The 20,027-nt window shown below is 31.6% G+C and carries 14 protein-coding genes; 4 read left to right on the plus strand and 10 right to left on the minus strand.

Going from position 1 to position 20,027, the window contains the following annotated elements:
- Nucleotides 1-17: 17 nt before the first annotated feature.
- The 5 genes from QHG34_RS14470 to QHG34_RS14490 all read right to left on the minus strand — a co-directional run bounded on the left by QHG34_RS14470 (nucleotide 18) and on the right by QHG34_RS14490 (nucleotide 6,885).
- Nucleotides 18-1,556, minus strand: coding sequence for a serine hydrolase (locus tag QHG34_RS14470; RefSeq protein ID WP_282630945.1), 1,539 nt, complete (start codon nucleotides 1,554-1,556; stop codon nucleotides 18-20).
- A gap of 43 nt (nucleotides 1,557-1,599) precedes the next feature.
- The gene (locus QHG34_RS14475) at nucleotides 1,600-1,944 is read right to left on the minus strand and encodes a DUF4260 domain-containing protein (RefSeq protein ID WP_282630946.1); all 345 of its coding nucleotides are present in this window, start codon (nucleotides 1,942-1,944) and stop codon (nucleotides 1,600-1,602) included.
- Nucleotides 1,945-2,033: 89 nt separating this feature from the next.
- Nucleotides 2,034-3,830: a translation elongation factor 4 gene (gene lepA, locus QHG34_RS14480; RefSeq protein ID WP_282630947.1), complete on the minus strand. Its 1,797-nt coding sequence runs from the start codon at nucleotides 3,828-3,830 to the stop codon at nucleotides 2,034-2,036.
- Between the two features lie 86 nt (nucleotides 3,831-3,916).
- Nucleotides 3,917-5,011 (minus strand): hypothetical protein, encoded by a 1,095-nt coding sequence (locus QHG34_RS14485; protein WP_282630948.1) that lies wholly within the window; start codon nucleotides 5,009-5,011, stop codon nucleotides 3,917-3,919.
- A gap of 23 nt (nucleotides 5,012-5,034) precedes the next feature.
- Complete coding sequence (locus tag QHG34_RS14490; RefSeq protein WP_282630949.1) at nucleotides 5,035-6,885, minus strand: helix-turn-helix transcriptional regulator; 1,851 nt, start codon at nucleotides 6,883-6,885, stop codon at nucleotides 5,035-5,037.
- A 228-nt stretch (nucleotides 6,886-7,113) separates the two neighbouring features.
- Here QHG34_RS14490 and QHG34_RS14495 point away from each other — a divergent pair, with 228 nt between their 5' ends.
- The 4 genes from QHG34_RS14495 to prfH all read left to right on the plus strand — a co-directional run bounded on the left by QHG34_RS14495 (nucleotide 7,114) and on the right by prfH (nucleotide 10,757).
- On the plus strand, nucleotides 7,114-7,434 hold the full coding sequence (locus QHG34_RS14495) for a DUF4870 domain-containing protein (RefSeq protein WP_282630950.1): 321 nt from the start codon (nucleotides 7,114-7,116) through the stop codon (nucleotides 7,432-7,434).
- 540 nt (nucleotides 7,435-7,974) lie between these two features.
- Nucleotides 7,975-8,736, plus strand: a complete 762-nt coding sequence (locus QHG34_RS14500; RefSeq protein WP_282630951.1) for a hypothetical protein — start codon at nucleotides 7,975-7,977, stop codon at nucleotides 8,734-8,736.
- A gap of 2 nt (nucleotides 8,737-8,738) precedes the next feature.
- Nucleotides 8,739-10,130: an RtcB family protein gene (locus tag QHG34_RS14505; RefSeq protein WP_282630952.1), complete on the plus strand. Its 1,392-nt coding sequence runs from the start codon at nucleotides 8,739-8,741 to the stop codon at nucleotides 10,128-10,130.
- A 6-nt stretch (nucleotides 10,131-10,136) separates the two neighbouring features.
- Nucleotides 10,137-10,757 carry a peptide chain release factor H gene (gene prfH, locus QHG34_RS14510; RefSeq protein ID WP_282630953.1) on the plus strand — a complete coding sequence of 207 codons (621 nt, stop codon included), beginning with the start codon at nucleotides 10,137-10,139 and terminating at the stop codon, nucleotides 10,755-10,757.
- Between the two features lie 26 nt (nucleotides 10,758-10,783).
- Here the strand turns inward: prfH and QHG34_RS14515 are convergent, their stop codons facing one another.
- From QHG34_RS14515 to QHG34_RS14535, 5 genes are all read right to left on the minus strand, one after another.
- A complete protein-coding gene (locus QHG34_RS14515; RefSeq protein ID WP_282630954.1) occupies nucleotides 10,784-11,920 on the minus strand; it encodes a hypothetical protein in 1,137 nt (378 codons plus the stop codon).
- Nucleotides 11,921-11,981: 61 nt separating this feature from the next.
- Nucleotides 11,982-16,817, minus strand: a complete 4,836-nt coding sequence (locus QHG34_RS14520; RefSeq protein WP_282630955.1) for a DNA repair ATPase — start codon at nucleotides 16,815-16,817, stop codon at nucleotides 11,982-11,984.
- An 87-nt stretch (nucleotides 16,818-16,904) separates the two neighbouring features.
- Nucleotides 16,905-18,989 carry a flotillin family protein gene (locus QHG34_RS14525; RefSeq protein ID WP_282630956.1) on the minus strand — a complete coding sequence of 695 codons (2,085 nt, stop codon included), beginning with the start codon at nucleotides 18,987-18,989 and terminating at the stop codon, nucleotides 16,905-16,907.
- A 102-nt stretch (nucleotides 18,990-19,091) separates the two neighbouring features.
- Complete coding sequence (locus QHG34_RS14530; RefSeq protein ID WP_282630957.1) at nucleotides 19,092-19,784, minus strand: OB-fold-containig protein; 693 nt, start codon at nucleotides 19,782-19,784, stop codon at nucleotides 19,092-19,094.
- A gap of 18 nt (nucleotides 19,785-19,802) precedes the next feature.
- A complete protein-coding gene (locus QHG34_RS14535; protein WP_282630958.1) occupies nucleotides 19,803-20,003 on the minus strand; it encodes a DUF4177 domain-containing protein in 201 nt (66 codons plus the stop codon).
- Between the last annotated feature and the right edge of the window lie 24 nt (nucleotides 20,004-20,027).

Below are 20,027 nucleotides of genomic sequence, written 5' to 3' on the forward strand. Positions count from 1 at the left end.
ATTAATTGTATTGTAAATTATTTTCTTGTAAAGCTTAAATCTTGAAAATCATAGCTAAAATCTGTTAATGGAGAAATAGGTTTCATTGTAAAACCACTTAATTTTCCATCTTGTATTTCTGTAAAGACAAAAGCATCAGCATGGAAATAACGATTATTCCATTTTACGGCAAAAGTATTGTCTTTATAGAAGAATAATTCTCCTGTTAATTGTGGCGAACGCTTAGATTCGAAAATCAACTTTCCTTTCTTTTCATAAATCGAAACATCTCCAAACCAATTGTCTTTGAAAGTTCCTACAAAAGATTTTGGATCAAATTTGATGGCTTTATTCTTTTGATTAGCCTCTACGGTTTTCCAAACAGCATTTGTTATATCATCAGCAGCTTCTACATTTTTTTTCAAGATATCACCATAAGTTTTTACCCAATCAGTTGGTTTGTTACCTAAATAATGATCTTTAATGGTATTAGAAATTGCTCTAAAGGCCATTCCTTCTTGCTGATTTGTTAAAATAACAATTCCGAGATTTAACTGCGGATAAAACATTGTTTGTGTTACAATTCCTTCTAATCCACCAGTATGCGAAACTTCTAGTTTACCATTCATATCTTGTAATTGCCAACCCAAACCATAAGCTTTGAACAACGAATTGTAAGGAGCGGTTGTGCGAATTGGTTGTAAAGTTTGAGGCGAAATCATTTCTTGCATTTGCTTTTCAGAAATAATTTGTTTTCCGTTAACTTTTCCTTTATTAAGATTGAACTGCAACCATTTCGCTAAATCATCTACATTAGAATAAAGCCCTGCAGCTGCATCAAAAATAGGGTTTTTGTAACGCTCTATCACTTGTAATTTACCATCAATAGGCACATGAGGATCAATTACATCTTTACGATCTTTTAAGACATTCCAGCTTGCAGCTGTATGCGTCATTCCAATAGGCTCTATTAATCGTTTTGTAACAAAATCTACCCAAGATTGTCCCGAAACGCGCTCTACAACAACACCTGCAATAATATACAATAAGTTATCGTAGTCATATTTTGCTCTAAATCCAGATACAGGTTTTAGATAATGAATATTGTTGATAATATCTGTTGGAGTAAAATTGTGACCATCTGGCCAAACCATCAAATCTCCAGCTCCTAATCCAAGTCCACTTCGATGAGTAAGTAAGTCGCGAATTGTAAACTCGTTTGTTACATAGTCGTTGTACATCTTAAATTCTGGAATATAGTTGATGACTTTATCGTCCCATTTAATTTTATTTTCGTCTACCAAAATAGCTAAAGCTGCTGCTGTAAACGCTTTCGAATTTGATGCAATTCCGAAATTAGTTGAAGATTGTACTTTTTCTTTGCTTTTGATCGACTTTAAACCATATCCTTTACTGTGTACAATTGTACCATCTTTGATAACGGCTACCGAAATTCCAGGAACATCAAAGGTTTTTATTGCATTTTCAGTAACTTGATCAATAGTTTGATTTGATATATTTTGTCCAAAAGCCGAAATAGAGGCTAATGTAAGTAGTGTAAATAGTCTATTTTTCATGTTTTGATTTAAAGAATAGCTAAGGTAGAAAGTTTATTCGGAATTATAGTTTATTAAGATGTGTAAACTTAAAACCTTCAAATGTTTTTAGACCAAAACCAAGGAAACGATCAAGTGCAGTATGCGCAGTAAAGATTAATCCTAACATAATACACCATTCAACTTTGAAAAAATAACCGATTAATGCAAGTCCAATTGTGAGAATATAATTGTGTATAAAATTATAGCTAATTGCACCAACTTTATTTCCAAATAAATAACCGATCATAAAAATATCTGGAGCAAGAAAAAGTACAGCAAACCAAAACCAGGAATAATCAAGTTCATAGTAAATCAATATTGAAGCGACTAAAATTGCAAGTTGTTCTAGTTTAAGGAAAGTTTTCATACTATTTTTATTAATAAGTAGAAGTTAAGAATTTTTTGTTACAAAAAAAGCCGTTCTAATGAACGGCTTTTAATATATAAAATGAAATCTTAATCATTCAATTTCAAAACAGCTAAGAAAGCAGATTGTGGAACCTCTACACGTCCGATTTGACGCATTTTCTTCTTACCAGCTTTTTGCTTTTCTAATAACTTACGTTTACGAGAAATATCACCACCATAACATTTAGCAGTAACGTCTTTACGCAACGCTTTGATTGTTTCACGCGCAATAATTTTTGCACCAATTGCAGCCTGAATTGGAATGTCAAACTGTTGACGAGGAATTAATTCGCGTAATTTCTCACACATCTTTTTACCAATATTGTAAGCATTATCAACGTGAATTAAGGCAGATAAAGCATCTACAACTTCACCATTAATCATGATATCAACTTTTACCAATTTGGAAGCTTTCATTCCAGAAGGTGCATAATCAAACGATGCATATCCTTTTGAAATAGATTTTAATCGATCATAAAAATCAAAAACAACTTCAGCCAAAGGCATATTGAAAATCATTTCTACTCTATGTTGAGTTAAATAATTTTGAGATTGTAATTCACCACGTTTTTCAATACATAAACTCATTACTGGTCCAACAAATTCAGACTTTGTAATAATCGCTGCACGAATATATGGTTCTTCAACACGATTTAATCCTGATGGATCTGGTAATTCAGATGGATTATGAACCGGAATCATTTTTTCTGGATCTTTCTCCAAATAAGCTTCATACGAAACGTTAGGAACAGTCGTAATTACTGTCATGTTGAACTCACGCTCTAAACGCTCCTGAATAATTTCTAAGTGTAACATTCCTAAGAATCCACAACGGAAACCGAAACCTAAAGCAGCAGAAGATTCAGCCTCAAAAGTTAAGGAAGCATCATTCAAACGTAACTTTTCGATAGAAGCACGTAAATCTTCGTAATCTTCTGTATCAACTGGATAAATACCCGCGAAAACCATTGGTTTTACTTCCTCGAAACCATCAATTGCTTCAGTAGCAGGATTATCAACCAACGTAATTGTATCACCAACTTTTACCTCAGAAGCTTCCTTAATTCCAGAAATAATATAACCTACATCTCCAGTTTTAATATTTTTTTTCTCAACTTGGTTCAGTTTCAGTGTTCCAATTTCATCAGCACCATATTTTTTACCTGTTGCCATGAATTTTACTTGATCCCCTTTTTTGATTTCTCCATTTACTACTTTATAAAAAGCTTCAATTCCTCGGAAAGGATTATAAACAGAGTCAAAAATCAAGGCTTGTAACGGCGCATCTGGATCACCAACCGGAGCAGGAACTTTCTCGATAATTGTATGTAACAACTCTAAAACTCCTTCACCTGTTTTTCCACTTACACGCAGCACATCTTCTGGCTCACAACCAATTAAATCAACAATATCGTCTGTTACTTCTTCTGGATTTGCAGAAGGTAAATCGATTTTGTTCAAAACTGGAATGATCTCCAAATCATTTTCTAAAGCCAAATAAAGGTTAGAAATGGTTTGGGCTTGTATACTTTGCGCAGCATCTACAATTAACAAAGCTCCTTCACAAGCGGCAATCGAACGAGAAACCTCGTAAGAAAAATCCACGTGACCAGGAGTGTCAATTAAATTTAAAATATATTTTTCACCATCTTTTTCATATTCCATTTGGATGGCGTGCGATTTAATTGTGATTCCGCGTTCGCGTTCCAAATCCATATCGTCTAAAGTTTGATTTTGTAACTCACGATCAGAAATCGTGTTTGTTACTTGCAATAAACGATCGGCCAAGGTACTTTTACCATGGTCAATATGGGCGATAATACAGAAATTACGGATATTTTTCATATTCTATTTGTCGAATAGGCAAAAATAATCTTTTCCGTGCAGACTGCAAGTATTTTGAAAAATATTATGAATTATATTTTAATAAATTAACGAGAGTTGAAGTGAGAATAAGCAAAAAACTTTACACCTAAATCATAATAAGTAGTTTTTCCATTTTTATAATTAATCTCAATACAGCTATCATCTGCGAACATAGATTTAATTTCTTCAGTTCTATATTCGTTCAGATTTAATTTATATTTTCTATCAAATTTATTGGTTTCCTTTGCTTTATTTAGAAGAAAATAGAGATAATTGGATTCAATATCTGTAAGATTTCGTTCAATATCACTTTTTAAATAGGTATAACTTTCTACGTTAAAAAAAGGAATTGGATATGAATTATTTGTTAGTTTAAATTCAGCTTTTTCTATTGCTTTTCGTGTGTAATAAATAGCTTCTTCAATCTTTGGATTTCCTGAATCGTTTTCATTAAGAATAGATTTGTTTATAATATTGTTCTTTGTAAACAAAAGTTCAATTCCGCCACCATCCTTAATAGATATTTGGGGAGTTGTTGTGTTTGGTTGATAATATAATTGAGTATCTTGGTATTTTTGAAATAGAAAATCTACTTCTTCTTTTGTTAATTTACCTTGATGATTTTCTAAAATTTTATTTGTAATAAATTTATTCACAATTCCATTCTTATTAATCGTATAATAATCAACAAAACCTGTTGTATATCCAATCGAACTAAAAACAATTTCATCAAAATCGATATTTTTATAAGGAGATTTTAATCTTTTTTTATTGTTTTCTAAATCTCTGTAATAGATAAAATAATCGGTTATGCTATCTAAATAATACTTTTTTTGATAAATTTTTGAGGTTGCATCTAATATCCAAACTTCATTTCCTTTCAGTTTATAAAGTTTGAATGTTTTCAAATCTCGCTTAAAGAAAGAAAAATCTTCATCATTACCACTTGAAATATATTCTATTGTATTATCATAAATTTTAAAATAATTTAAACCCCAAGAAACATCAATATAGACATCGTCTTTTTTTAATTTATTATTTTCTTGCTCAATATTATATTGATTATCATAAGTCCAATCTCCTTCAATATTAAATTGCGGTTTTTCTTCGCAAGAAAGTATGAATAGAACTAAAAATAGAAAGTAGATTTTTTTTCTCATATAATAATTTGACTTTTATAAGTTTAAGTAATTATCTGATGAAAAAAGAGATTTAAATCTTTGTCTTTAGTTAAACCAAATTTTTGTTTTAAGCGATACTTTGTCATCCGAACACTTTTTGGTTCAATATTTAACAAGTGTGCAATTTGCTTGGTATCCATTCCGAGATAGATATACGAACAATATTTCAAATCTAAGGGAGTCAACTTTTGTTTCGCATGATCAGAAAGATTTTTGAAAAAATTAGGATGCGTTTCTTGAATAATAAATTGTGTTTTCTCAAAATTATTATCCAATAGGGATTCTTCTCGCAAAATTTGCTTCAGATTGATAGGTTTATCAGTCGAGATTTTATCTTTTAGGGTTTGTAAAACCTGATTTTTATGCTCTAAATGTAATTGACTTGCCAAAACTTCGTCCTGCAATTTTTGCTGTTGTAACGTCAATAATTCTTGTTCAGCCAAAATTCTGGCTTGTTCTTCGTCTTGTAATTGCAACTTTAGATGAGCTTCCTGTTTTTCTGAATGAAGCTGATTTTCTCTCCCAATTGAGTAACGCAATTTAAAATGATAAGAGCGAAACATAAAAAAAGCACCAATAAGACCTAAAATTCCTAAAATAACATACAGAAAACGTTCTTTTTTGATGCTTTGTGTTTTGGCTAATAAAGAGTCTAATTTCAAATCTTTTTCTTTGGTTTGAAACTGTGCTTCCAGCTTTTTTGATGTTTCCGCTTGTCCTTGATCATAAAGCAAGTTGGAATATTCTGTTACTTTTTTTTGAAACTCAAATGCATTTTCAAACATTTTATTTTGACTATAAAAATCAGCCAAATCCGTTGTGACACTTATCAAAGCATAATAATCTTTTTTGTTCTGTGTAAGCAAAATATCATTAGCTTGTAATAAATAGTTTTCAACCAAATCAGGACGATTTTCGTCTTTTGCAAGTTTACTTAATATACCTAAAGCGCCAGAAGTTACATTTTGAGAATTTGGAATATTTTTACATAATTCAACTATTTTTAGTGAATTTTTTTTGATTTCTTGCTTAATTTGAGCAGATTGTACTGAAAAATTAAGTTGATAATCTGATAAGTTTAGTAACGCAATCGCGTAATTGTATTTAGATACTTGATCGGGATATTTTTGACTGATTTCAACCGCCTTTTTACTTGTAATAATCAGTTTATTTAAGTCTTCTTGTTTTTTACTTTCCAAATATTTCAACGATTCTGCAACGCCCAAATTCGCGTAAGCTGTAACCAATAGATTTTTATCACCAGATTTTTCAGCAAAATCTAACGATTTCTGTGCATAAAGAATAGAATTTTTCGCGTCGTTCCAGTTGGCATGTACTCCGTAAAGAAAATAATTTGATTTAGATTTTAAACTATATTCTTCAGGCATTTTTTCTAATTCTGGAATGTAATTTTGAATTGTTTTTAGACATTTTTCATATTCATTTAGATTAATATAATGGTAAGCCTGTAGATAGTTAACATATGCTTTTATAATAAAAGTATTGTTGTTTTTTGTGATAGAATCTAATTGATCAAGAACTTTTTGAGCTTCATTGTATAATTGTTGATTCTCATAAATAGTTCCTTTTTGTACATAAGCTCTAACCAATTCTAATTGATTGTTTTCTTTTTTAGCCAGTTTTATTTGCTCGTCAAGGTAAATATTAGCTTGTTTATATTGATCAGAAGTTCTACTTATTTCGGCTAAAACATTGTAAAGTACAAATTTTTCTTTTGACGTTTTCTGCGTTTTTAATTCATTTTTCAAGCTATCCACATAACTATTTTGAGCATTTACAAAACTTGAAATACTTATTAAAAACAAAAAGATAAATTTAGAACGTTTCATCATATTTCAAAATTCGTTATAAAAATTCAAATTTTCATAAATAATAAGAAATAGCTTCTAAAAATTGTTAAGTATAAATGATTGTTTTAAAGTGTATTATAAAAACATGTAGTCGTTTTGTAGTAATTGTATTTTGATGATGTAGTAGCTATGTAGGTATGGTTTTTTAGTTTTTATAACTCAAATAAAAGAATTTTGGAAAAGAATTTTAATCAACTAAAAAGTACAATTATGGACAACAAAACTTTATCAATCGTATCATACATCACAATTATCGGATGGGTAATAGCCTATGTAGTTGGAAAAGACAAAGCAGATGATTTATTAAAGTATCATCTAAAACAAGGTTTAGGATTAGTTATATTCTCATTCGTTTGGGGAATACTTCTTAACATCATCATGTTTGCAGTTGATATTCCATTTATCGGAATTTTAGGATTTGCTTCTCTAATATTAATGATTATCGGAATTATTAATGCGGCGAATGGAGTAAAAAAACCTTTACCAATTATTGGATCAATGTTCGAAGATAAATTTGCTTTTATTGGATAAGAGGGTTAATAGAACTAACAAGACCAACCATTTTTCATAATAATTATTTTGATTGGGATTACAGAAAACATTTTCTTGATCCCAATTTATCTCAAAAAACATTTACTAAATAAATTTAAATCTCAGTTTAATTTCAAAGTTTATAAGCTAGATTTATGAGAAGAGATTGTGAGTCGCAATCTCTTTTTTTCTCCCTATTTTTAGTGAAATTTCACAAACGATTTGGAAATGTGAATTTTATTGACTTAAATTTGCACTGATAAAAATCATAACGTATAACAATTTAATAACGAAGAAATAAAATGTTCAAAGAAACGACATATCAGTTTTCAGCTATTGCAACAGATTTTGCAATGAGCATTCTTCGTGCTTATAAATCGTAAATAATTTACTTATTATATCAAAAGCCCGGAGGATTCTTCGGGCTTTTTCTTTTATTATTCCATTCTAGATTCAGAATAACTTCTAAAAACTTCCGAAGAAGAAATAATTAGCGCTAATTATTTCAAAACAATTATTTGCAATCAAATAATCCATTTTATGGAAGATTCAATTTTCTTTTCAGCTCGATTACGAACAAAAAGAGCAAGGAAAAGAAGCGTAAAAACAGCGAAAGAAAAAAGTGTAAGAGAGAAATATAAACGTCGAAAAGAAATTTTTAAAGAGCAAAAAGCAATTCCGCTTGTTCCTTTAAAAGAGCCATATCAAAAAGGTTTCGAACGCTATTTTGTGTTGAGAGATGATATTAAAAAGGAAAATGAGATTGAGTTTTTTACTCAAATTCTGAAGAAAATTAACACTTCTCAATATGCTGAAACACGAAAGTTTGTAAAAAAACAAAAACGTAACGGAAAGCGAATTTATATTCCGAGAATTCAAGAATTGAAACAATTACAACCTTACGAATATTCTGGTCCGCATTCCATTTTGAATGATGAAGAACGTCGATATTTTGCGTGTATTCAGGTATATGATCCAGAAACAAAACGTTTCAAAGGAATTTATGAATTTCTACAACCGTGGCGTTTTCGGTTAATCATCAAACCAAATATGATAACGCATTACAAACCGCTTGATATTGACTTGAAGCGTGAAGAAGCACAAATCGATCATTTTTTTGACAAGTATAAAAATCAAGGAATCCTCTTAAAGAAAATAGTTGGAGGAGGATATTCGTATAAGTTAAAACCAAAATTTAAAAATCCCTTTACGAAAAGGAAATTTTTTAACAACAAAAATTCGGCGACAGAAATCGCTGAAATGCTGATGGAAAAAGAGCATCAGCTATCTAAAAGACATTAATCATGGGAAATAAAATCTCTGGAAAAGACTTTATAAAAATAGGCTTTCCAAAAAATAATTCGATCAATATTGCAATTGGGCAAATTCATCGATACAGAAAAAAAGAAAAGAAACAAACGATTCTCAACGAAGCTAAAGAAGTTTTGCTTGAGCCAGAAAAATACATTGGTCACGGAATTTGGGGAAAAGTTGCGGAAGGATTGATAAAACCAGTTGAGGTTAGATTACAAGAATTGAAAACGACGCGTTCGCCTTTTTCGATTTTTGGCGAAAATGAAATTGATGAGCAAGCAAAATTTCAATTATATGATGCGTTAAAATTGCCAATTTCGGTAAAAGGAGCTTTGATGCCAGATGCACATTCTGGTTATGGATTGCCGATTGGTGGCGTTTTGGCGACGGATAATGCAGTGATTCCGTATGGAGTTGGTGTGGATATTGGTTGTCGAATGAGTCTTTCTGTTTACGATTTACCAGCAAGTTTTTTGAAAGGAAAATCGCATCAATTGATTCAGGTTCTGCAAGATCATACCAAATTCGGAATGTATGAAACGCATAAATTAAAAGCAGATCACGAAATTTTTGAGCGCTCTATTTTTGATGAAATTCAAATCCTGAAAAGTTTAAAAACAAAAGCTTATCAACAATTGGGAACTTCGGGCGGAGGAAATCATTTTGTAGAATTTGGGATTGTGAAATTAGATGAGGTAAAACCAGAATGGAACTTGATTCCAGGAGAATATTTGGCTGTTTTATCGCATAGTGGTTCGCGTGGTTTGGGAGCAAATATTGCAAAACATTACACGTATTTGGCGGCGAAACAATGTCCACTTCCGAAGCAAGTTCAGCATTTGGCTTGGTTGGATTTGGATACGCACGATGGGCAAGAATATTGGGCTGCGATGAATTTGGCAGGAGATTATGCCAAGGCTTGTCACGACGATATTCATCGAAGAATTGCGAAAGCTATAGGAAAACGTATCGCTTTCAACATCGAAAACCATCACAATTTTGCGTGGAAAGAAATAGTTGAAGGAACGGAACGAATTGTTCACCGTAAAGGAGCAACGCCAGCCGGAGAAGGAGTTTTGGGAATTATTCCAGGTTCGATGACTGCAAACGGTTACATTGTCGAAGGCTTGGGAAATGAGTTAAGCATTAATTCGGCTTCGCATGGTGCGGGACGAAAAATGTCGCGTGCGAAATGTAAATCAACGATTACCAAAAGCTTTATGAATGCACAACTTAAAGATGCAGAAATTGAGCTGATAGGAGGAAGTGTTGATGAAGCGCCATTTGCGTATAAAAACATCAAAACGGTGATGAATTTACAAACCGAATTAGTGAAAGTGTTGGGAACTTTTACGCCGAAAATTGTAAGAATGGATAAATAAATGATGATGAAAAAAATTATTCAACTTACATCGGGTAGAGGACCTGCAGAATGCAATTTTGTGGTAACTAATGTTTTTAAAAAGTTTTCGGAAGCGTGCACAAAATCCGATATTAAGTTTGACGTAATCGAAAGAGAAATTGACAAAGATTTTAATCAACTTTCGTCTGTGATTATAGAACTTGAAGGAAATGATTTAAACACATTTTTGAAACCTTGGTTTGGAACAATTTTATGGATTGGTAAAAGTCCTTATCGAAAATTTCATCAACGAAAAAACTGGTTTATTGGTTGTTTTGAATTAGAAATTCCGAAAGAAAATTCAATTAATCCAAATGAAATCGTTTATCAAACAATGCGAAGTTCTGGAAATGGTGGACAGAACGTAAACAAGGTAAATTCGGCTGTTCGTGCAACGCATCAACCAAGCGGAATTTCTGTGGTTTCGATGGATTCACGTTCGCAACATCAGAACAAAAAAATTGCAACAACTCGTTTGTTATTGAAATTGCAAGAATTTGAAACTAATAAATTGAAGGACTTGGTTCAAGAAAAATGGAATAATCAAACGTCTATTGCAAGAGGAAATCCTGTCAAAATATTCAGAGGAGATAAATTTAATGAATAAAATAAGCCGCTCATTGAGCGGCTTATTCATTCATCTTCATATTTTTTAAAAAGACTGTTAATCGTTTTTTGAACTTCATCTATAGAATTAACTTTTTTAGTAAAAGTCACTTTTTCTTCTCTATAATATTCAACCAAATATTTTTTTCCCGTTTCAGTAATTTTAACACCCCAATCAGGATTTCCATTTTTATTATAATTTAAACTTGAAAGTACTTTATTTGGACCTTCTATGAACGACTCTTGCCCATATAGTTTTTGAATATTTTTTGATTTAAAAATTTCTACAAATTGATTAAATAATTCATCCAATTTTATCGTTCGATTATAGGCAACCGAAGAATAAATGATTGCAATAATTGGATTAATTTCCTTATAAATCAGTTCATATAGAGGATTTACATCTTTTAATGAAACATATTCTTCTTTCAACTGATTGTTTTCTACTTTATAAATTGTATTAGAATTTGGAGAGCCTTTTTGTACTTCTTTTTGTAGATTATTGATAATCAACTTTCCATTTTCATCAAAAACCTCAGTAAAAATTCCATTACCTTTTTCGGTTAATTTGATTGAAGTTTGCTTTTCAAAATCTTTCATAACCAATTCTTTCTCATTATAATCAAATGTAAATCGGTTAAAAGCGTGCATCGCAAAAAGATTTAATTCAAGATAATTTGCTTTTTCATTTTTGTAACCAATACGTGATAGAGTAGCATTGTCTTCGTTATCAATAAACTCAAAACCGTCTACAATTTTTCCATTTTTGTAGACACTTTTTTGGTCATATTCATAAAATTGATAATTATCTAATTGCTTCAAAAAATCAAAAGAATATTGATATTTTAGTTCACCTTTTTCGTAAAAATCAACCAAAGGAATTTCGTTCAAAATGATTTTATTAATGAAATATCCATCATAAGGTTGTTCATTTTTGTAATAACCTTTATAAGATGATTGAGGTTTTTCTTTGATTAAAAAGTTAGAATAGATAACAGATTTTAGTTGATTGTTTTGAACTATTTTTTTCGTAGTCTTTTTTTTCTCGAACTTACTTAAATCTTTACCTGAAATTGTATCGCCTCTATGATCAATGAAAATTGTATCTTGAGAATAGGAAAAAATTGAACTAAAAAGCACAAAAATAAGAGCGATCTCTTTCATAATAGATGTTTTGGTTGAGGTTAAATATAAAAAAAACCGCTCAAAATGAGCAGTTTTAATATTACTTTTTTAAGATCGCTTGGATAATTCCTTCCAAATTTTCGTTGAATTCGAGCAATTGGGTAAAAACTTTATCGTCTTTATTCAAGCCGCCATGTTTATTGTTTTTAACGAATGTTGTTTTGATTATTTCCCAACGTTCTTTTTCTTCAGGAGTCATCAAACTTGCAATTTCTTTTAAGCGCAAAAGATTCGATTCTGTATCTGTTGTCAACGTTTGCGATTCACTTTCGTAATGTGCCAATATCGTTTCATTAATTTCTTTTTCGTTCATCATCGGAACAATTTTCGAAACTAATTTTGACATATTTCTGTACGAACCTTGCATCTTGAAAGGTGGCTCAGTTCTGTAATCATCTTGCATTGCTGCGCTTGCAATATAATTTTGATTGACTTTTACGACTATATTTCTAATCTTAATCACATGTTTTAGAACCGCAATAAAATCATCAATTTCTTGTTTCAAATAATTGCCTTCCAAATCTGGAAGTTGTTCTTGATTTTCGGTTACAAAATTTGTTAACTTGTAAAAATCGGACAAACTTTTTGAAGCAATTTTATCCAAATAAGGATTATCGCCTGTCGCATTTTCAATTAAACTCATATTGAACAACGTTTCAGTATCACCAATTACATCACCCAAATTATACACGTCAGCACGATTGGCCAACATATCTGGAATCTGAAATTTAGAGCCGCTTTCAGTATATGGATTTCCAGCCATAACGATGCAAAAACGTTTTCCACGTAAATCGTAGGTTTTACTTTCTCCTTCGAAAATTCCATCAATTTTTCGCTGTCCATCGGCTAATGAAATAAATTTCTGCAAAAATTCTGCACTCAAATGCTGAATATCATCCAAGTACAACATCACATTATCAGCCATTTCGAACGAAAGATTGATCTTTTTCAATTCCTCTCTTTCTCCAGAAGTTTTGGCTTCGATTGGATCGATTGACGTAATGTTATGCCCAATTGTTGGTCCATTCACTTTCACAAAATGCAAGCCCATCGTTTTGGCTAAATATTCCATCAAGGTCGTTTTTCCATAACCTGGCGGCGAAATTAACAACAACATTCCCATACGTGCAGTGCGCTTGTTTTCGCCTGCTGTTCCCAATTGCTTGGCTAAATTATTTCCGATTAAAGGAAAATAAACTTCGTTGATTAATTTATTTCTTACAAATGATGTCAAAACTTTTGGTTCAAATTCTGCGATTTTTAAATCTTTTTCATACGACTTAGAAATTTCTTCTTTTAGCTTTTGGAATGATTTAAAATTTGGAACATCAACAGTTGAAAAATGTTCTAATTTCGAAATGATTTCATGATAATTTTGAGTATAAATTCCGTCAACAATTACCGCATGATTTCCTTTTAAATCTTCAATTTTTATGATAGAATTTCCTTCATTGATATGATATTGATCTTTCGAAAATAAAAGCATTGTTGCCACTTCATTCACCACATTTCTGTAATTTAAGAAGTTTTCATTTTCATCAATAAAAGAATGAATCCAGTTTTCGATCAAGTAAAATTTTTCGGTTGAAGAAAATTGTTCATCTTGAATTAATGCATTAAAATCGTCCGAATTTTTATTCTTTTCTAAATAATTTACAAATTCATTTCGGAAAGTTTCAGCTTCTTTACTCATCGAAAAAGCTTGATATTTCGTGAAAGTTGTAAATAAATAATTGGCTATTTTTTCTGATGATGTTTGCGATTTATCCCATTCCGTTTCCCAATTTTCAAAAAGCGATTTTATTTCATTTAGAATGTTTTCAAAACGATTTGAATTTGGAAAATTTTTCAAAATTAATTGAGCAGAATTAATCATCGCATTCAATTTTTCTTGCAAATTCTTTTCTAAAGAATGCCAAAAAATCTGAGTAGTTGTACGTGTTTGAGCATCAAATTGCAACACGTCTAATTTAGAATTGACATGCACTAATTCAGTAAAAATTCGAAGTGCGTCAAAATTATGAACACCTTTTATATAACCTTCCGAATAATTTTGTTCAATGATTTGATTGATGAATTTTTCAGCACCGAAATCTTTTTCATTTCTCGCTAAAAAAGCTTGATAAGCCAAATATTCAGCACGATAAACCAATTGATTTTCTGAAACAAATTCTTGGTTCCAAATATCTTGATAACGATAAATTTCTTCGTTTTTAACTTTTTGATAGAAACTTGTTCCTGTCAAATGATAAAATAATTCGTTGTTACGATTCAACAAAGTCAGCGCTAATTGCTGCGTATTGACCATAAATTTATTTTGCCCAAGCGCAATAATATTTTGTCCATCAACAAAAAGTTCAGTTTTATCACGTAAAACTCGAAGCGTATCTTCTTGCGATTTTTTCAAAAGATTTTCAAGGTTTTCGGCTTTCGAAACATTTTTTAAATCTTTTAATTCTTGAATGATTTGACGCATTTTGTCAATCATCAAATCCGAAGAATAAAACGCTAAAATTTCTTCTTTTTCAGAAAAAGTTTTGGATTTATTTTCGATATTTTTCAAGACACGCAAACCAATTTGTTCTAATGAATTGGTACGTTTATTGGTTTGTTCAACCAATTGTTCGCGTTTCGAATTGAACGCTTTGATAATTTCGTCGCGTTTATCTGCAATTTTTAAAGCGAAATCATCAAAATCTGAAAATTTACTTTCTAATTCTTCGAGCTGAACAATGATTTTTGTATTGTATTCTTCCGTTTTTTCGGCAGTTGTTGATAATTCTAAAAAGTTAACCACACTTTGTTCCAACAACGTGATTTGAGCAGAAAATTCGGCAACCGCTTCTTTACTTTTTAAGGCAGAAGTTTGACGTGTTAATTGAGCTCGAACTTCGTTAAGCGAAGCAAAAATGACAGAAATTTTTTCAATAATTTTTGTCGTTTGTGTAGCGTCTTCAATTTTTAAACTGTTCAGAATATCAATCAACAATTCTAATTCGGAAGCAATTTTAAGACACGCTTCTTCGATTACTTTCGCATCAACAACTTTCTCAATCGAAGCCACTAAATTTTTCTGTTCTTCAACTTTTTCTTCGTACGGAATCAGCGCTTCATCCAATAAAAGAAACTCAATTGTTTTGGTTGATAAACTTTCGTTGACTTCTTGTAATTGATTTTCTAATTCTTGAACACGTTCTAAATTGATATAACGAATCGAACGTAAATCAATCACTTTTCCTTGAATTTTACGCGCTTCAGCTAAATGTTCAACCAATAAATCCAATTGATTGTACGTTGTACTATTTATTTTGAAAACGATTTCTTCTATCGATTCTTCCGTTTTTTCTAACGTTTCTTGCGCAAATTTTTTCTGAACTTGGACTTTTGCAAATTCATCAATCGCTGTATTGGCAACCGTTTTGATTTCTAACAAAGGAATCGCAAGCTCAAAAGTATCTTTGTCATTGATCCAAAAATATCCATCAACAATATTATTCGCTTTTTTTACAATGTCTTCATACAGACCTTCGTACGAATCTTCTTTGTTAATTAATTGGATAACTTCTTGAGATTCAGCCATTGCTTTTACAATGTCTTTGTTTCCAATTTTGTATAATGGATGATTTGTTTTTTCTTGATTTTCCACCAAACGCTCGACATAAGGTGTTTCCCAAATTTGAACTTGATGATGTCGTGTTGCTTCTTCTTCGGTACGGAAATAAATTAAACTTCCGTCTTTAAAAATCGTGAAACCATTGCAAACAATAGGCGTTTCGACGTTTTGTTGAATGATATTGTATGATAAAAGAATGTATGTATTGGTTTCATCTTGATTGAAAATATACATAAAATCTTCTCCGTTTGGAGAATTTATACGACGGAAAAATTGAAAATTATCTAACTTATTTTCGAAAATATGATAGGTTCCGTTTTGTAAATAATAACCATTCGAAAAAATTAAACCTTGGTTGTCTGGCAACAAAACAGCCGCATCTAAAAGAGCTGGAATGTTAATGACTTCCTTGGTACGAACATTGTAAATATACGCTCTGAAATCTTCTTGAAATGGTTTGATTTTAACCGCAATCAGATTTCCTAAATCGGCGTAATAATATTCGGCATCGTCTAATTGTTGATCTAAATGCGTAACTTTTTCAGTAAAAATTCCTTTTCCTGTATCTGTATTATCCTCAATTTTGAATGTAATATCGCCACCAATCGCTTCGATAAAAATTTTATCTAAAATAGAAATGTGTGGAAATTTTCCTAATCGACGATCATCAATCGATGTTTTTTGCCATTCGAAATCAAATTGATCTGCTTTTTTAACTTCGTGAATGCTGCGATCATCTTGATAAATTAATTTTCCGTCTTTGATTAACCATTTAAACGCTTTTAAATCTTGTGCGCTTTTACTGGTTTGGAAAACCATGTACAAATAATTATCTGTTCTACGAAATTTAGAAAAGATAGAATCGCGGTAATATTTATATAAATTCTGAAAATCTGTAAAGAAATTCTGATCGTTAATTAAGTCGAGAGGTTGAGGAATAAATTGATTTTCTTGAAACAGATAAATACTAAAAACATCGCTCAACTGAATGTCTGTGCGTAAACCGAAATGCACGTTGTACCCAAAAATACACAATTTATCGAACGCGATAATTCCACGTGAAATACAGGTGTTTTCTGTCGTAATTCTTTGGTTTGCGCTTAATGCAAAATTGGTAGAATTGAACACCTCTTTACGAGCTTCGTTCAATTTCGTTAATCTTTCCGAAAGAAAATCTTTTTGTGTAAGAAGTCTTTTTCGGATGATTTCGTACGCGCCTGCATCAAGCGTTTCGGTAACGTTAATATTTTTTTCTTCTTGCATTAAATTAAAATCTAAAAGGTGATTAAACGTGTTGATAAGAGCGATTGAAACAATAAAATTTCAATCACTCTATTATTGTTTAATGGATTAACCTATTTTTTTATTTGAAACACCTAATTGATTCGCAATTCCGAAAAGAGAATTGATAAATCCTGTGTCTTCACTGTTTCCAGAAGCCGAAGCAGCTTGCTGTAATTTAATTAATGCAGCAGTAATTGTTAAGTTTTTGATGTCGTTTGACGAAATACCATATTTATCGGCAAGACTTTTCACTTTTCCAGCTAAATCGCTTCCACCATCTTCGTCAATCAACGCATTTTTGATATCTGTTGCATGTTTAGAATTGTCGATTAAATGGTCGAAACCTTTTGCATTCGAAACTTGTTTGACAATATTTTCGAAGAACATTGTTTCTCCACCAACAATGTCAATTTTCGCAGATTTTAATGCATTTGATAATACCTCAGCTTGCGCTCCAGCAATATCTTTTTGAATGTTGATTTGAGCCAATTCGATGTCTTTTTCTTTTTGTAATTGAAGTTTGAACTCTTCGTGCTCTTTTCCAACACCGTCCAATTTCTTCATTGCTTCTGCTTTTTCTTCAATTCCTTTCGCTTCTGCCAACGCTTTTTCACGTACAACTTCCGCTTGCGCTAAACCTTCTTTACGCAACGCTTCCGCTTTTTTCTCGATTACAGACGCTTCTACAGTTCCTTGTTTTTCCTCTGCTTCTGCTTTCGCAACCATTACTTCTGCCTCAGATAAACCAATTGCAGCTTCTTCTTTAGCTTGTGCTTCTGCAATAATTTTGCGTGCTTCCGCTTCTTTTGCAGATGCTTCTTTTTTCGCTTCCGCATCAATTAATAACTCTTGTGCTTTACGTTCTGCAACTTGTTTTTGAGCATCGGCTTCGATAACTTGACGAGCAGCTTCTTGCTCTGCTGCAATTTTAGCAGCTTCCGCAGCTTTTACAGTTTCGATTAAACGCTCTTCCGCTTCTTGAGATGCAGCAATGATTCCGGCTTGTTTCTGACGTTCAACTTCACGATAAACTTCAACATCTTTCACACCTTGTTGCTCTTCAATCACGCCTTTTTCTAAAAGAACACGTTCTTTGATAACGCCTTGGATATTTTTCTTCTCAACTTCGATTGATCTTTCTTTATCAATCTGCGCTAAAGTCACAATTCGTTCACGTTCTGTTTGCTCTAATGCACGATCTTTTTCTACACGCTCTGTTTCGATGGCATCAGTACGAACTTTATTTTTTTCTGCGATAATAATTTGACGCAATTTATTTTCTTCTTGTACCGCCAATTGCTCTTCTGTTGTAATACGAACAGATTCAGCTTTTAGACGTTCTTCTTCACGAACTTTTGCAATTTCTGCTTCTTCGCGTGCTTTTATATTTTCGATTTCTCGGCGTTGACGCTCTTCTTTTTCGGCTAATTGACGCTCTAATTCTAAGATTGCTTCACGCGCTTCAACGTTTTGTTTTTTGATAACTTTTTCTTCTTCACGACGAATTAAATTGGCGTTCATATTTTGTTGAGCCGTTAATTCAGTGATTTTTTTGATTCCTTCTGAATCTAAAATATTGTCTGGACTTAAAAATTGTAATTCAGTTTGTTCTAAATAATCAATTGCACAGTCATCTAAAATATATCCATTCAAATCTGTTCCGATGATATTTAAAATTTCATCTCTAAATTCACGTCTTGCTTCGTATAATTCGATAAAATCGAATTTTTTTCCAACTGTTTTTAAGGCTTCTGAGAATTTCGCTTCGAAAATACTTTTTAATGTTTCTGGTTCTGATGCTCGTTCTGTTCCTAAGTTTTGCGCAACATTGATAACATCATTCACCGATTTATTAACGCGAACAAAAAATGCAACTTTAATATCAGCTCTAATGTTGTCTTTACAAATTAAACCGTCGCCTTGTTGACGAGCAATGTCAATTTTTTTGATTGAAATATCCATAATTTCCATCTTGTGGAAAACAGGAATTACATACATTCCTTTGTTAAAAGCGACTTGAGAACCGCCAACACCAGTACGAACGATGGCTTTTCCTTGTGGAACTTTTTTATAGAAAATGCTTAAGACAATGATGAATGCAATAAAGATGAAAACGATAACACCAACTGCTAAAAGAATAAAATTTGACATGAGATTTTTTTTATAAGTTTTTGATTGATTTAGTTTATAATTATGGTTAGAATTTCTTCGATAAGAAACGAAGTAAGTTGAAATAGTAGTGTCATGATTGTGTTAAATATTGTTTAAGGTTATATGTTTAATGACTAAATAATAATGATCTGAAGGTGATTCGTCTGTAATAATAATGGTGTCTCCAAAATTAATTTCTTCGCCGTTTTGACTTTTGATGTTAAGGGTAATAATATCTTTTTCGATTTGAAATTCGGCAGAACCTATTTTATCACCTATTATTTTAGACTTCGATTTTCCGATTCTGCCGATAAAATCAGTTTCTTCTTCTCCGTGATAGCCTAATTCTGCATACATTTTCACCAATGGTTTCGTTATCCAATGCATCATAAAATAAGCAATGATGAAAATTGGAATTAATACTAAAATTGAATATAAACCTAATTTACCTAATCCGAAAACAATCGAAGAAATAATGGTAATAACCCAACTGATGAATTTGAACAAAGTAATAATTACCATTAACGGAACTTTACCAACATTGATAAATTCTAAACATTTTGCCCAAAAACCTGGCTCGTGATGCACGTCTGCATCAGCATCGTGATCGCCGTCAATTTCGTGGTGCGCATCAACATCATTGATATCTCCTATATGAAAATCAGAATCAGTTCCAAGGTCAATTCCGTCACCAGCTAATAATTGAAACACCCAATAGACAAGAGAAAATCCCATCAAAATGGTCATAATTCCGTTAGCAACAGGATTAAAAAGAAGGTTTAAAATTTCGGACATTTAGTGTTAATTTTTAGTTTATTGCATCACTCTCTTGAAAGTATAATAGACTTTGTAAGACATCATCCCTACATAATTTGCAGGAACAGAAGTTACCAATTCCCATCCTTGTTCACCAAGTTCTGAAAATATTTTATCAACATGGTCAGTGTAAATAGTAATTTTACTAAGTCCAACACTTGCGGTAATTTCGATTGTTTTATACTCAAATTTTTGCATAATCATAAAATTTAAAATGGTGGT

It is taken from the genome of Empedobacter sedimenti (assembly GCF_030005555.1).
GTDB lineage: Bacteria > Bacteroidota > Bacteroidia > Flavobacteriales > Weeksellaceae > Empedobacter > Empedobacter sedimenti.

Bases quoted from the DNA above. Each gene is read 5' to 3' on its own strand.
- prfH (WP_282630953.1), top strand. From the start codon at position 10,137: ATGAAAAAAATTATTCAACTTACATCGGGTAGAGGACCTGCAGAATGC.
- QHG34_RS14495 (WP_282630950.1), top strand. From the start codon at position 7,114: ATGGACAACAAAACTTTATCAATCGTATCATACATCACAATTATCGGA.
- QHG34_RS14485 (WP_282630948.1), bottom strand. From the start codon at position 5,011: ATGAGAAAAAAAATCTACTTTCTATTTTTAGTTCTATTCATACTTTCT.
- QHG34_RS14470 (WP_282630945.1), bottom strand. From the start codon at position 1,556: ATGAAAAATAGACTATTTACACTACTTACATTAGCCTCTATTTCGGCT.
- QHG34_RS14505 (WP_282630952.1), top strand. From the start codon at position 8,739: ATGGGAAATAAAATCTCTGGAAAAGACTTTATAAAAATAGGCTTTCCA.
- QHG34_RS14490 (WP_282630949.1), bottom strand. From the start codon at position 6,885: ATGATGAAACGTTCTAAATTTATCTTTTTGTTTTTAATAAGTATTTCA.
- QHG34_RS14525 (WP_282630956.1), bottom strand. From the start codon at position 18,989: ATGTCAAATTTTATTCTTTTAGCAGTTGGTGTTATCGTTTTCATCTTT.
- QHG34_RS14520 (WP_282630955.1), bottom strand. From the start codon at position 16,817: ATGCAAGAAGAAAAAAATATTAACGTTACCGAAACGCTTGATGCAGGC.
- QHG34_RS14475 (WP_282630946.1), bottom strand. From the start codon at position 1,944: ATGAAAACTTTCCTTAAACTAGAACAACTTGCAATTTTAGTCGCTTCA.
- QHG34_RS14535 (WP_282630958.1), bottom strand. From the start codon at position 20,003: ATGCAAAAATTTGAGTATAAAACAATCGAAATTACCGCAAGTGTTGGA.
- lepA (WP_282630947.1), bottom strand. From the start codon at position 3,830: ATGAAAAATATCCGTAATTTCTGTATTATCGCCCATATTGACCATGGT.
- QHG34_RS14515 (WP_282630954.1), bottom strand. From the start codon at position 11,920: ATGAAAGAGATCGCTCTTATTTTTGTGCTTTTTAGTTCAATTTTTTCC.
- QHG34_RS14500 (WP_282630951.1), top strand. From the start codon at position 7,975: ATGGAAGATTCAATTTTCTTTTCAGCTCGATTACGAACAAAAAGAGCA.
- QHG34_RS14530 (WP_282630957.1), bottom strand. From the start codon at position 19,784: ATGTCCGAAATTTTAAACCTTCTTTTTAATCCTGTTGCTAACGGAATT.